General features: G+C 62.8%; 12 protein-coding genes and 2 tRNA genes. 7 read left to right on the top strand and 7 right to left on the bottom strand.

The genetic code is table 11. The features are described 5' to 3' along the window. Positions 1-17: 17 nt before the first annotated feature. Positions 18-1,091, top strand: coding sequence for an alpha/beta hydrolase (locus ON19_RS01305; RefSeq protein ID WP_043685165.1), 1,074 nt, complete (start codon positions 18-20; stop codon positions 1,089-1,091). Here the strand turns inward: ON19_RS01305 and hisC are convergent. Further along, entirely contained in the window at positions 1,088-2,161 is a 1,074-nt protein-coding gene (gene hisC / locus ON19_RS01310) for a histidinol-phosphate transaminase (RefSeq protein ID WP_043685168.1), read from the bottom strand. The genes ON19_RS01305 and hisC overlap by 4 nt on opposite strands. A 117-nt stretch (positions 2,162-2,278) precedes the next feature. Between hisC and ON19_RS01315 the strand changes: the two genes are divergently transcribed. From ON19_RS01315 to ON19_RS01325, 3 genes are all read left to right on the top strand, one after another. Further along, positions 2,279-2,983: a dienelactone hydrolase family protein gene (locus tag ON19_RS01315; protein ID WP_043685292.1), complete on the top strand. Its 705-nt coding sequence runs from the start codon at positions 2,279-2,281 to the stop codon at positions 2,981-2,983. An 88-nt stretch (positions 2,984-3,071) separates the two neighbouring features. Continuing rightward, positions 3,072-3,161 (top strand) — tRNA-Ser (locus ON19_RS01320). A 34-nt stretch (positions 3,162-3,195) separates the two neighbouring features. Then, a tRNA-Arg gene (locus tag ON19_RS01325) sits at positions 3,196-3,268 on the top strand. 74 nt (positions 3,269-3,342) lie between these two features. On the opposite strand, the gene ON19_RS43530 is transcribed toward ON19_RS01325, so the two are convergent. From ON19_RS43530 to ON19_RS01340, 3 genes are all read right to left on the bottom strand, one after another. Continuing rightward, complete coding sequence (locus tag ON19_RS43530; protein ID WP_306307015.1) at positions 3,343-3,570, bottom strand: tyrosine-type recombinase/integrase; 228 nt, start codon at positions 3,568-3,570, stop codon at positions 3,343-3,345. Between the two features lie 294 nt (positions 3,571-3,864). Next, positions 3,865-4,071 (bottom strand): DUF397 domain-containing protein, encoded by a 207-nt coding sequence (locus ON19_RS01335; protein WP_043685174.1) that lies wholly within the window; start codon positions 4,069-4,071, stop codon positions 3,865-3,867. Then, positions 4,068-4,961: a helix-turn-helix domain-containing protein gene (locus tag ON19_RS01340; protein WP_043685177.1), complete on the bottom strand. Its 894-nt coding sequence runs from the start codon at positions 4,959-4,961 to the stop codon at positions 4,068-4,070. Before ON19_RS01340 ends, ON19_RS01335 begins: the two co-directional genes overlap by 4 nt. A gap of 975 nt (positions 4,962-5,936) precedes the next feature. Between ON19_RS01340 and ON19_RS01350 the strand changes: the two genes are divergently transcribed. From ON19_RS01350 to ON19_RS01360, 3 genes are all read left to right on the top strand, one after another. Beyond that, positions 5,937-6,146, top strand: a complete 210-nt coding sequence (locus ON19_RS01350) for a hypothetical protein (RefSeq protein ID WP_043685184.1) — start codon at positions 5,937-5,939, stop codon at positions 6,144-6,146. 71 nt (positions 6,147-6,217) lie between these two features. After that, positions 6,218-6,763, top strand: a complete 546-nt coding sequence (locus ON19_RS01355; RefSeq protein WP_157229560.1) for a hypothetical protein — start codon at positions 6,218-6,220, stop codon at positions 6,761-6,763. A gap of 49 nt (positions 6,764-6,812) precedes the next feature. Continuing rightward, positions 6,813-7,901: a hypothetical protein gene (locus tag ON19_RS01360; RefSeq protein ID WP_043685189.1), complete on the top strand. Its 1,089-nt coding sequence runs from the start codon at positions 6,813-6,815 to the stop codon at positions 7,899-7,901. A gap of 295 nt (positions 7,902-8,196) precedes the next feature. Here ON19_RS01360 and ON19_RS41575 read toward each other — a convergent pair whose 3' ends face one another. From ON19_RS41575 to ON19_RS01375, 3 genes are all read right to left on the bottom strand, one after another. Beyond that, positions 8,197-9,675, bottom strand: a complete 1,479-nt coding sequence (locus ON19_RS41575; protein WP_157229561.1) for an ApeA N-terminal domain 1-containing protein — start codon at positions 9,673-9,675, stop codon at positions 8,197-8,199. Positions 9,676-10,397: 722 nt separating this feature from the next. Then, positions 10,398-10,859 (bottom strand): TrmO family methyltransferase domain-containing protein, encoded by a 462-nt coding sequence (locus ON19_RS01370; RefSeq protein WP_043685194.1) that lies wholly within the window; start codon positions 10,857-10,859, stop codon positions 10,398-10,400. Between the two features lie 131 nt (positions 10,860-10,990). Then, positions 10,991-12,292, bottom strand: a complete 1,302-nt coding sequence (locus ON19_RS01375) for a cytochrome P450 (protein WP_051168429.1) — start codon at positions 12,290-12,292, stop codon at positions 10,991-10,993. Positions 12,293-12,769: the final 477 nt, after the last annotated feature.

Consider the following 12,769-nt stretch of genomic DNA (forward strand, 5'->3'; position numbering starts at 1 on the left):
CTGGCAGGATGGGTCGCATGCTGTCTCGGCGGGGCGTGCGGCGTTGGGTCTCCAGCGCTTTGATAAGCGCCGCACTTGTCTCCGGTGCGGTGGGGTTCGGCGCTCCACAGGTCACGGCCGCGCCCGGCAATCCTCCGCCGGTGAACACCGGGTCCTCGGACGGTCCCGGCCCTGCCGAGCCGACCAGTAAGCAACCCTCGACCCCCCGGATCGAGGGCGTGGAACCGATCAACGATCGGTGGCTGCGGGTCTTCGTCGCCTCACCCGCGATGAGCCGTGTGGTCGAGGTGCAGGTCCTGCTGCCGCGCGACCGGTCGCGCCCGCGTCCGACCGTGTACATGCTCGACGGACGCAGCGCGAGCCCTGACAGCAACAACTGGACCGAACTCGGGCACGCCGACCGCTTCTACGCGGACAAGGACGTCAACGTGGTGCTCACCGTCGGCGGTCCGGCCAGCTTCTACACCGACTGGCAGCACCCCGACCCGGTGCTCGGCACCAACAAGTGGGAGACGTTCCTGGCCAAGGAACTGCCCCCGCTGATCGACGCGAAGTTCGAGGGCAACGGCACCAACGCGGTCATGGGCGTCTCGATGGGCGCGGAGGCCGCGATGATGCTCGCGTTCCGCCAGCCGACCCTCTACCGGGCGATCGCGGCGCACAGCGGCTGCTTCTCGATGGGCACCGACATCGGCCAGGCGCAGGCGCGGGCCGTGGTGGCCACCTACATGGGCGAGCCGGACAACATGTTCGGCAAGCAGGACGATCCGGCCTGGCTGGCGCACGACGTCACCCTGCACGCGGACGCGTTGCGGGGCAAGACGATCTATCTGTCGGTCGGCAGCGGCCTGCCCGGCGTGCACGACGTGCCAGGAACCCCGAACGTCGATCTCCCCAGCGCCATCACCTTCGGCGGCCCGCTGGAGGCCGCGACCAACGCCTGCACCCGGCGGCTCACCGACCGGCTGCGGTCCCTCGGCATCCCGGTCACCGCGCACTTCCGGGCCACCGGCACGCACTCCTGGCCGTACTGGGAGGACGAACTGGCCCTCTCCTGGCCCACCATCGCGCCCGCGATCGGCGTCCGCTAACCGAGGAACCGCGCGAGCACCTCCGGCTCCCTGGCGAAGCTCAGGAACAGATCGTTCTCGTGTGGGTCGCCGATGGTGACGCGCACCCCGTCGGCCCCGTACGGCCGCACCAGCACGCCTGCGGCCGCGCTCGCCTCGCCGAACTCCGCGCTGTGCGCGCCCAAGGGCAGCCAGACGAAGTTGGCTTCGCTCGGCGGCACCGCGTACCCGGCGGCCACCAGCGCGTCGCGCACCCGTTCGCGTTCGGTGACCAGAACGTCGGTGCGATCCAGCAATTCGTGACGGGCCTCCAGCGACGCGATCGCCGCCGCCTGCGCGAGCCGGTTGACGCTGAACGGGATGTGCACCTTCAGCAGTGCCGTGATCACGGCCGGGTCGCCCACCGCGTAGCCCACCCGCAGCCCGGCCAGGCCGTACGCCTTGGAGAAGGTACGCAGCACAACCACATTGGGCCTGGTGCGGCGGATCTCGACGCCGTCGGGGTGGTCGGCCAGCCGCACGTATTCGTAGTACGCCTCGTCCAGCACCACCAGCACGTGCGACGGCACCGCGTCCAGGAACCGGACCAGCTCGGCCTTGCCGACGGCGGTGCCGGTGGGGTTGTTCGGGTTGCAGACGAAGATCAACTTGGTCCGCTCGGTGACAGCGGCGGCCAGCGCGTCCAGATCGTGGACCTGCCCCGCCGTGAGCGGTACCTGCACGGCGGTGGCGTTGCCCACCTTGGTGATGATCGGATACGCCTCGAACGAGCGCCAAGCGAACAGCACCTCGTCGGACGGGGACGCGCAGGTGATCTGCACCAGCTCCTGGCACAGCGCGACGCTGCCGCAACCGACCGCGACATTCTCGAAGCCCACCCCGAGGAACTCGGCCAGCGCCGTGCGCAGCTCGGTGACCTGGTTGTCCGGATACCGGTGGGCCAGCTCGGCCGCCTCGGCGATGGCCTTGGCCGCGGCGGGCAGCGGAGGGACAGTCGTCTCGTTACTGGCCAGCTTGACCGCGCCTGGATTGCTGCGGCCGGGGGTGTACGCCGGGATCGATTCGAGGTCCGGCCGGATCTGCGCTGTCACACTCCAACCCTAATCCGCGCCGTGGCCGGCCCGATCGGCGTACCGGAAATTATCAGGGCGATAGGCCCTCACGTGCAATTTCTACCGAAGATCAGCAACTCGCCCTACGCTGGTTTCATGTCGGGCACCTACGACGATATGGCCCCGCTGCGGGGTAGCGACCAGGAAGACGTGCGGCCGACCAGCGGTGGGCAGGTGCCCATCACGGTGGTGGAGCCAGAAGGAAATGCTCGCGGCGGAATCGTGCTGCTGCACGAGTCCGGCGAGTTCACCGGCGCATTACGCGACCTGATGGACGCGCTGGCAGGCGAGGGTTGGACGGTTGTAGCGCCCAAACTCTTCCATCGCGGGGGCGGCCCAACCGGCGGCGGAGTCTTCGGCGACGAACTGTTCGACGACTTCGACGCCTGCTTCGACTGGCTCACCCGGCGCGGAGTGTTCCCCGACACTATCGGCGTGCTCGGCTTCGATTCCGCGGGCACCGCCGCGTTCCTGGTCGCGACGAATCGTCCGATCGGAGCCGCGGTGAGCGTCGCGTCGCCCGGCATCGTCGAGCCGCTCACCGACCAGGCCGACGCCTTGGTGCGCGCCGCTCCGCACCTACAGGCGCCGTGGCTCGGCCTGTTCGGCGTGGACGACCCGGCCACTCCGCCCGCCCAGGTCGACCAGCTGCGTGACGCCACCGCCCGCGCCGCGGTCGCCAGCCTGGTGGTCACCTACCCCGGCTCGCACCACCGCGCCGACACCTCGGAGTCGGACGACGGCGATACGGTCGATTCGCAGACCAGAATCTTCGATTGGTTCGACAGTAACCTACGCTGACCAGCCGTTTTGTGATCTGGACGGTAGCTCCTGTAACCTTTTGGCTCGGCGGTTCGAAAGGACCGGTGCCCTCGAAGAGAAGGCTCCAGGAGGCGTGCCAGAGCGGCCGAATGGGACTCACTGCTAATGAGTTGTCCCTTCACGGGGACCGGAGGTTCAAATCCTCTCGCCTCCGCCACGCCCGGGTAACCGGGTACAACTGAATAACACATGCGCCCGTAGCTCAACGGATAGAGCATCTGACTACGGATCAGAAGGTTAGGGGTTCGAATCCCTTCGGGCGCACGCAGGTAGAAGGCCCCTCCGGTACCAACGGAGGGGCCTTCTGGCATCTCTGACGACACCATTTGACGACAATGTCACTCGAACAGCGCGTCCATTCCGGTCACGGCGTCGCGCTGCACGGCGTCGATCACGTCCATGTAGGTGCCCGTCGTCACGGTGATCGAGCTGTGCCGCAAGATCCGCTGCACCGTCGCCGCCTCCACACCCATCGTGAACAACAGCGTCGCGCACGAGTGCCGCAGATCGTGCAACCGAATCGGCCGGGCGCCGGCCTTCTTCACCAGCTGAGCGAAGGCCCCGATTCACGTTCCGCGGTTCCAGGGGAGTGCTCCGGGTCGAGGTGAACACCAGCCCGAGCTTGTTCGCCTCCGCGATCCGGCGATCTTGGAGCTGATCCCGGCGATGTTGTATCGGCCCGACGATCAGGACCGGGCACAACCCGGACAAGTCCGAACGCGTACCTGCCCCGCACACACGGCGCGCAGGTGGTCACTGGCTCGGCAGCGGAGAACCCGTCACGCCCGACGGCGCATAGCCCCGACAACGCGAAAGCCCCGCCAACCTCCATATGAGGCGCGGGGCTTTTGCTGCCTGCACTACGGCCGATCGAACTCGCCGTCACGCGCACCCGCAACGAAGGCATCCCACTCGCCGGGGGTAAACACCAGCGCCGGGCCCGTCGGGTTCTTGCTGTCACGGACGCCGACCAGTCCGCCGTCCAGGTGCGCTACCTCCACGCAATCCTTTGTCGAGCCGCTACGGATGGACTTGAACCATTCGGCCCCGGACAGGTCGATGTTCACGCGGCATACTCCTTTGCTGCTACAGCCAAGATCAAGCTCCTGGACTTGTCTTGGTCCAACGCTACTCGGTCTATCTCCCGCAACGCATGGCGATAGCGCTCCACCTCCGCTTCCCGTTCCAGGTACAGATCGCCCGCGTACTCCTCTACGTAGACGATCGGAGGCTCTGCAAGCTTGGACTGTGGCAACTGCGGGAACTCCAGCAGGCTGAATGATCCAACGTAGGACCCGAGAATGCTCCGTGCACCGAACGGCACCACGCGCACGGAAACGTTCGGCAGTTCAGACACTCCAGCCAGATGGTGAAGCTGTCGATCCATGACGGCTGATCCTCCGACCTGATCACGGAGTACTGCCTCCGACAAGATGACATCGAGCGTGAAGTGAGGATCTTCGAGGCGTGTTTGCCTTCGCGTGGCCCACTCGATTCGCTTCTCGATCACATCGGAGGGTGCATCTGGTGACTCTGCCCAGGCAATTTCCCGTCGATACTCCGGAGTCTGAAGCAGTCCTGGAACGATCGTTACCTTCCAGGCAGTCAACCGGCGCGCGGACTCCTCCAGAGCCAGATAGTGATCAAAGTCCGTAGCTATCTGGTCCGCGTACGCCCTCCACCAGCCTCCGCCACGCTCACGGGCTGCGCGAACTTCTTGCACCAGGCCGAGAAGGGTTTTCCGCTCCACGTCGCTTGCACTGAACGCATCACAGAGAGCGTTGACCATCATGTTGGTCACGCGCGTGGACTGGCCCTCCTCGATGCGGCCGATTGATTGCGGGGAAGTCTCGCCGGTCCTCGCGGCTTCGGCCTGGGTCATGCCCTTGGCCGTACGAAGCCTGCGGAGTTCACGGCCAAGAGCCCGTCGCGCCAAGGTGCTTCCGTTAACGCTCATGTCGTTAGCCTCACTATCGAGTGGCCCGGATTTGGAAGCCGTCAACTGGCAGCATCCACCTGGCGGCGTCCGCCGTAAAAGTACGGCATCTGTCAATTGAATTCGTGCGATTGGGGATTCCAGTTCGACGGTCACGGGTGTGTTCTGGATGTGCGCCCGGTAGGGAGTGCGGAACCGCAAGTCCCTCAACGCATCCGCTCCCGTTCTCGGGTACCCATCAGGGGGTTGTCGGGGCCGGGCGCACCCTATGCCCCTTCGACACGAGCAGAGGTCTTCATGGGCCACACAGCGTTTGGGGACACCCCGGTGTCCCGATGTCACTTCTACCGGCGTGTGTGCGATCTGCCTGCGGTGATCGACCCGCCCGAGCTGGGACGCATCATCATGCGCTCGTCGCACGTGGGGGCACTGACCATGCCTGCGCCGTTGGGCCGCGCTGTGAGAGACGTGATGCGGCGGCGTAGAGACGCGTTAGGGCCGATCGTGGCGCATCCTCGATCGAACAGGTGGACGTATCTGATCAGGCCCGATCTTCCTGAGGACACGAAGCTCTTCGCGGAGCTGTTCCGGATCAACGTGTCAATTGTCCGGGAAGGTGGGACGGTCGCGTTGCCGTCGCCCACGGCCGAGTCCGGCGCTGTCCGGCATTGGATCGAGACACCCCGGGATAGGTTCCGTCCGTCTGGAATGGTTGTGGTCGAGTGCATCCGGGCGTGTGGCGGTCCGGGTAGGCGTTGGGCGGTCGCTCATGTCTGACTGCACGGTTCCGCTGTCGCGGTGCCGATGGTGGAAGACAGCAGACGGCGCACCCAACGGGCAGCGTGGTTTCGTGACGCATGTCAGATGCCCGGACAGCCGACATTGCCTGCGCCTGGTCCCGCTTGTCGACGGCACGATCAGCGAGCACGAACGCAACATCGGCGGTGACTGTCCGTGGATCGGGTTCCGGGTGGTTGATGACCGGAGGAATGCGCGATGACTTCTCCGCTCCCGGACGATCCGGATGTGCACCTGTCGGTGTTCCTGCACGGCGCACGGTTCGACTTCGCTGCCTGCCTCACTGCCGCTCTGATGTTCGTTCAAGATCATCGAAAACGGCACTACGTCGACGCCGTGAACGTGCTCCCTGATAGCGCTGAGGGCTGGCCCAGGCTGCCGTGTGAACGGCTGTATGTCGAGCGATGATGGTTCCTTGCCCGGTGACCGTGCACGCGCGACACTGACCTGTTCGGACCATGACGAGAAGCGAGGTAGACGTGGGGAATGACGAGCAGTTGACCATGGATCTCGGCGTACCCGTCGAGCAGACCGAATGGGGGAAATGGGTTGATCCGGCCCGCCGCAAGGCGCAAGCCCAGAAGTTCATGGACTATGCGGGCATACGTGAGATTCCTTCGGAACCATGGCCGGAAGACTCGGCGGAGGTGAAATGGCTCAACCCCATTGTCGCGGAGTTGTTCCCGGATATGGCTACCGCGATGGCTCCCGAGAACGCCGACATGGTCGACGCTTTCGTTTGCTTTATCGGGGAATGCTTCATCAGATTCGCGGGTGCCGATTGGGTAGATTACGAATGGTTCGGCCGAGAGTATTCGCTCTACGATCAGGTGAATCCAGCCCTGCTCTGCGACACCCACGACGAGGATGAAATCGTGGCCTGGCGGCTGGTGAAAGACATTACCAATTACAACACCAGCGACCACGCCGGAATGTTTTCATACTTGGCCGCAGCGTTGCGCGAATACGCGAGCTACCACGAGGAGAAGCGTGAAGATATGGCCGGCCAGTCGGATGGCAATTAGCTGCAGGAGATGGCCGCGTTAATCTTCGCAATTCGGGGGTTGGGTACGAATGTCGGACGGATACGACAACGACCGCGAGAAGTACAAGCCCCACGAACGCGGCAGGATCTTCGAGAACGGCACGTACCTATACTTCCGTGACCGCGAAAACGGTTATGTCCAGCAGTCTCGCATATTCAAGACCATCGAGGGTGGAATCCGGTTCGACAAGATCAAGGAGGACCAGGGGCAAACACTGTCCATCGAAGACAAGTCGGGCAGAATCGATGGAGATAAGGACCTGAACCAACTGAGGGTGCTGCGCGCTCTATTGGAAAAGAACGAAAATCATCGCCATCTCTTACGCTCCGTAGAGGGAGAATACAGGTCACAGGAAGCGCAGAAGCTGATCGATGGTCTGAAACGGGACTTTAAAGATCGGTTTACGCATCTGGAAATTTCGCGAGAGGTTGCCCGAGAGATTTGGGCTCAAGGGCTGCAACGAGAAGCCGGTCAGCAGATCGAATTACCCGGCGTCCGTGATAGGGCGCGGGAGGGAAAAGCGCAGGCGCTACAGAATCGTCGGGAGAAAATTGCTGAGCTAGCAAGAGCGCGCGAGCGAGCCGAAAAGTTCCGGAACATGCTGAGACTCCGCGACGGTGCTACGCGTGGCCGGGCCGAAGCCCCCCAACGAGTCGAGCACGATCGACAAGTGCGGGAAGAAGCCGAGCGATCCAGACAAGCACACCAAACGTCGGAGACGCAGCGTGCGCGGGTCGAGCGTGAGGCCGCCGAACGGGTGGCGCAGCAATTTACGGTGCCCAACCAGTCGCGGGAACGGGAGTCCGCCGATGCTGGGGGACAGGCGGCCCGAGAGGCGGCCGACGCTGCCAGGGCGGAGCGGTCAGCAGCCGACGCCCGCACGGCAGAGGAGAAAGCGCGCAAAGCACGCGAGGCGGCAGAGAAGGAACGCGCCGAAGAACTGGCGCGACTCCAAGCGAGGGGAGTGCCCCCGGAAGTAGTGAAGATTCTCGGGCTCGGGCAGGCGCAACCACCTTCAGCAGCGGTGCGGGAGCCGCCTGGTCATGCGCCGGGCGTTGTGCGTGGCGGCACCGGACAAGGGCAAGAACGCTCACGCGGCATATCGCGCGACCACTAACCGACTCCCGCCGCTGCTCACAGCCCCGGTGTTCCCTGCCCCGGTTAGCCGGAGGTTCCGGTATGGCTGCAACCGATTTTCGCCGCTCAGGAGCCAAGTCTAGAGGCATGTCCTGGCTGGGAAGCTAGCCCCGATATGCGCAGACCACCACCCAGCAGGGCTAACGTGCCGGGTGAATTACAGCGTCAACTCACCAAAGGGCAGCTATCGACCCGGCTGATCTGTGCCCGCAAGTGGTCGACGCTGACACGAGTACCTAGAAGCGAGAGTTACGTCACAAAATCCGGGTTCAATCCTACTTGGACAGATACTCGTGACGTTCCATCGAGCGGACCTGAACCGCAGCAGGCAAACCCAATTCGTGCATGAGGATCAGGTAGAGCAGCTTGCGAGCGCGTTCATAAGTGATAAACATTTCCGTGACATCGCCCCCTGCTTTATCATCGAGGGCATGCGCTATACCATTCCTAATTCGGGTTTGCTTCGAAGCCCATTTTTTGATGTCTGGGATAATGGAGGATACAGCCGCCGTGTCAGGTATTGAAGCGAGTTCTTCGATCCGCTGCTTGTAGGACGGCTCATTCCTCATCGTCTTCTGGAGGCGCTCTCTATCTTCTTCGTCAACAAGCCCCGATAGTGCAGCATTTTGCAATTGCTCGAAATCGTGGGGCAGCATAGTCAATGCCTCGGGATACAGGAACCGATGCATTGCTTCTAGGGCAACTCCCGCTGTCAAGGCTTGAACCTGAATAAATCTGGGCGGCCCGTAAGTGAGGCTGAAAAGAATATCCGTCGCAGGCTTGAGTTTTTGGTAAAGGGGTAGCCAGGAGGGAATCAGCCTCTCAAAGTCCATATCGGCGCAAGTGAAGAGAAATCTCTGTTTTGGGATTATGGGCTTTTCTTCGGGTTGAAGATCTGCGATCTGCGGTGCATGAACTATGGTTGTGATGGTGCGTTCGATCATGCGTGTCCCAACGGTGCCATCCTTCTGCACATCAGGGAATTCATCTATTCGCTTTTTATCCAATTCGAGAGAGTAACTCAGGATCGCGCATGACTCTCCTGATGCCAGCGTCAGAAGGTCCCCCATTGATATTGCAATCTCGTTGAACCCATCGTGGGTCCGCGGCACAGATGAACGTATCTCCAAGGTGGTGGAGGTTTTGGCGATAACATCCATTTCGCCTCGTCGTACGTCAAACCCGAATGTGCTGGAATGCATCGCTACTCGAAATGCGAGGCCGTCGACGTCAACAGATAGTGGTTCGGGCATATTAATCTCCGCGCGGCGAACCTTACCGTCTCGGTCAAATGTATGGTTTATATTTCCGAGACCCAGCCATTGTTGGAGATTTTCGAAACGGAGCGTCGCGGCGATAAATATCGCATCGCTGGCAGCTTGGAGGTGGACTCCTACTATCGTCCGATAGGAAGAAAGCTGCTGTGCACGAGGCCCGTTGGAAGCCCAAGGATAGACAGCATCGCTCTCGCGGCAATCAAGTAGCGTTATTTCGGTACCGGCAGAGTTTCCATGCACAATAGGTAGGCGGAGGCGGTCTCCGCCGTAACCGTATGCACCTTGGCCTATCTTCTCCCATACCATCAATGGGAAACCGCCGAGTAGATCCAGAGTGGCTTCGCCATCCGCTGAGATCGCCAATGTTCCCGGAAACTGAACTTCGGGATCATCCGGTTTCCACCATATTCCCGTGTACGTATGCAGTGGCATGATCTTCAATGTCCTGTCGTCGCGGATCCGCTTCGCCTGCTGCATCGTCGTTTCACTGGCCGCCGTTACCATCAAAAAGCGTGGCGTACTTGGGATTTAAGTGCGCTGGGGAGGACGTGCTCTCGATGCCGCTCTCCAGACGAAGAGTAGATGGGGCGAGCCCATCTAGCTTCTCGGCACGGTAGCCGCGGCCCGAGATGATGTGGGGAAGGAGGTAGCGTCCGGCACGCCGACAGATGACCCGTGCGTGCCTGGCAGTGCGGAGCTGAGGGAGTGTTTTCCCAGCTGGCTAGCGGGACCAGAACGGGACCACACGATAGGAACGCAGGCAAACAAACCCCACGTGATTGACTTACCGCGCACTATCAAAAACCGCCTGCGACTAGGCAATTCGTCGCCCCGGCCCAACCTGGGGTTAAGTTGGTCCGCTGAGCTGTACGACGACACTGCTGACGACAACCGCGTACCTCGGCCACATTCGCAACGTGGAGATCGCGCTGTACTGCGCGGAGTCTCGCTCGTCGCCTGTACCTACGGATCAGAGAGTTAGGGGTTCGAATCCCTTCGGGTGCACCCAGGTAGAAGGCTCCTCCGGTACCAACGGAGGGGCTTCTGGCATTCCCGTCGTCACTGTGACCGACCAGCGCCCGCAGCCCCGCCACCTTGTCTCCACGAAGGGGCGGGCTTCTGTATGAAGCGGACCCGATCCCACGGATCTGCGCCCGCCTGCCCGATGTGGACGGGTGCGGCGCATTTTCGCGGACGGTCTAGGAATAGTTGTCCAGCATCTCGGTGGACCACCGAGCTTGCCGAATCTCTCCCCGTGGACCGCACTGCGCGAACCATGGCTTGATGTCCAACACGGGTGTGCCGTCTACCGCGTCCAGCTCGGCTACGTGCAGGTCCAGCCCGTCCACTCGGAGCAGTCGAGCACGGGAGACCCCGAGCCAGTTGATGCGCGGCATGTCCCGATGCGCGAAGATGCCGACCTCCGGCCATGTGGGATTATCCCGTGCACTGGAACCACCGAAACCCAAATCCGTTGGGTTGGTCAAGCGGAACCGGAACACGATCTCGAGATGGCTGAACTCCTCCAAGCCTTGCACCGACTTCACGGTGAACCGGCGATCATCTATACGGATGATCGCCTCGGTACCCCAGTGATCGTCGGTAGCTTCACGGCGACTGACATGGGCAACGGGCGCTACCTCGAACACTTCGTCTGTCATACGACCTTGTCCTACTTCCCACTGGCGGCTAGGTACTCTGCTGCTGGCTCGTGAATCTCGTGTGAACCAGCCGCGGGGTGGCCGATGTGTGGTGCCACGGCCGAGATGGTTACGTCGCGTCCGGTATCGGCCTATCGGTTCGTGCTTCTTCCGGCGGCCGCTTCCGTGATGGTCAACGGAGAGGACACGGGGAAGACGACCGGCAGCTCTGTCAGAGCCCGGTGGAACGGGCCGGGCCGCCACACCAGCTGCTCGGGTGGCACAGCCAGTCGCAGCTCCGGGAGGGCGTCGAGAAGCTGGTCGATGGCCTCCTGCACGATGAGGTAGGCCACGGACTTGGCCGGGCAGGCATGTGGTCCGGTGCTCCACGCCAGATGCGAGCGATTACCGGTCCGATCCCCGCCACGGATCTCGGGGTCGTTGTTGCACCCGGCCAGGCTGATGAGCACCGGCTGATGCGCAGGCAACCAGGTGTTGTCGATCAGGATCGGCTGCCGTGGGTACGTCGCGCAGAAGTTGGCCAACGGCGGGTCGTTGAACAGCACCTCATCGAGCGCGTCGCGCGTCGACATACTCCCGCCGAGCATGTCGCCGCCGAACCGGTCGTCGGTCAGCATCAGCAACAGGGTATTGGTGATCAGATTCTGCTGCGGCTCGATACCCGCACCGTAGAAGCTGATCAGCTGGGAGAGCATTTCCGTGTCATCGAGGCCGGCCGGATGATGCGCCAGCCGCGAGGTGACGTCGTCCGCCGGCTCCGCGCGTCGCAGCTGAATCAACTCCATCAGCGCCTCGCTGAGCATCTGCATGCCCCGGGCAGCCTCGACAGTGTCGAAGAGCGCGGCCATGCCGGTCGCGACCCGCCGCCCCAGTTCCGCCGAGCAGCCGACCATCTGGTTGAGGGCCTCGAAGACGAGGGGAAACGCGTACTGAGACACCAGGTCGGCGGAACCGGCCGCACAGAAGCTGTCGATCAGCGGGATCGCGATCTTCTCGACCGTGGCATGCAGAGCGTGTAGGTCGATCCCGTCGATGCTCGCGGTATACGTCTGGCGGTAGCGAGCATGTGCTGCTCCGGTGTTGCGCAACGCGTTCGGATGCCACTCCAGCATCGGCTTGATGGGGGAGTCGTGGGGAATACTTTGCTGCCAGGTCCGCGGATCGGCCGGAAAACGGTCGGGGTCGTGGAGGATGCGCAGTGCGGTGCGATATCCGATCACCAAGGTCGCGGGCACATTCGGTGCCAACTCCATCGGAACCAGCGAGCCGTGCTGCTGACGCATCTGGCGGTAGCCGCTGTGCGGATCAGCGGCGAACTTCCGGCTACGCAAACAGACTTGAGGCGTGTCGGTATTGATAGGTGATCCCTGGACCGGGCAGGTTTGGGAAGCGGTAGGGCGGGGCGCGGGTATCGAGGAGTTGGCTGTGGTCATAGAGGTGACTCCAGGCGAGGGAACAGGAATCCGGCGAGGGTGATCGGTGAGCGCAGGTACGTGGTGAGTCACGCGCGCCGACTTCTCCGGGCCTTCGTTGCAAACATCACGCTAGTTGCCCCGGGCGGCCGAACATACTGTCGGAAACGACAGATTTGGTACTGAAACCGACATGAACGGTGACTCGGCTCCGGCTGGCGCTGTTGATCGGCGACCGATCCAGGTTCGCCGAGCGACTGCCGGCCGCGTCTCGCCTTGCGTCGCCCGGCGGGTAGGCCATCATTCGGCGGTGCGGTGTTCAGGACGCCGGCAGGAACTCCTCGTGGTGAGCGTGAAGGCGATGGGGGCCGCATGAACGCCGTAGACAGCCGCCTTGTGACTCTCGCTGCGTAGCACGATCGGCGCGTCACCGACCGGGATGAAGGTGGCGGCGAGCAAGAGTCAGCCGAGCAGGTGGAAGCGAACCTGCGCCCGTAA

The sequence above is a fragment of the Nocardia abscessus NBRC 100374 genome, from assembly GCF_000308455.1.
Classification (GTDB): Bacteria; Actinomycetota; Actinomycetes; order Mycobacteriales; family Mycobacteriaceae; genus Nocardia; species Nocardia abscessus.

Excerpts from the sequence above, each read along its gene's own strand:
- ON19_RS01305 (WP_043685165.1), top strand. The coding sequence starts at position 18 with ATGCTGTCTCGGCGGGGCGTGCGGCGTTGGGTCTCCAGCGCTTTGATA.
- ON19_RS01315 (WP_043685292.1), top strand. The coding sequence starts at position 2,279 with ATGTCGGGCACCTACGACGATATGGCCCCGCTGCGGGGTAGCGACCAG.
- ON19_RS01340 (WP_043685177.1), bottom strand. The coding sequence starts at position 4,961 with ATGAGCGTTAACGGAAGCACCTTGGCGCGACGGGCTCTTGGCCGTGAA.
- ON19_RS01350 (WP_043685184.1), top strand. The coding sequence starts at position 5,937 with ATGACTTCTCCGCTCCCGGACGATCCGGATGTGCACCTGTCGGTGTTC.
- ON19_RS01360 (WP_043685189.1), top strand. The coding sequence starts at position 6,813 with ATGTCGGACGGATACGACAACGACCGCGAGAAGTACAAGCCCCACGAA.
- ON19_RS41575 (WP_157229561.1), bottom strand. The coding sequence starts at position 9,675 with ATGCAGCAGGCGAAGCGGATCCGCGACGACAGGACATTGAAGATCATG.
- ON19_RS01370 (WP_043685194.1), bottom strand. The coding sequence starts at position 10,859 with ATGACAGACGAAGTGTTCGAGGTAGCGCCCGTTGCCCATGTCAGTCGC.
- ON19_RS01375 (WP_051168429.1), bottom strand. The coding sequence starts at position 12,292 with ATGACCACAGCCAACTCCTCGATACCCGCGCCCCGCCCTACCGCTTCC.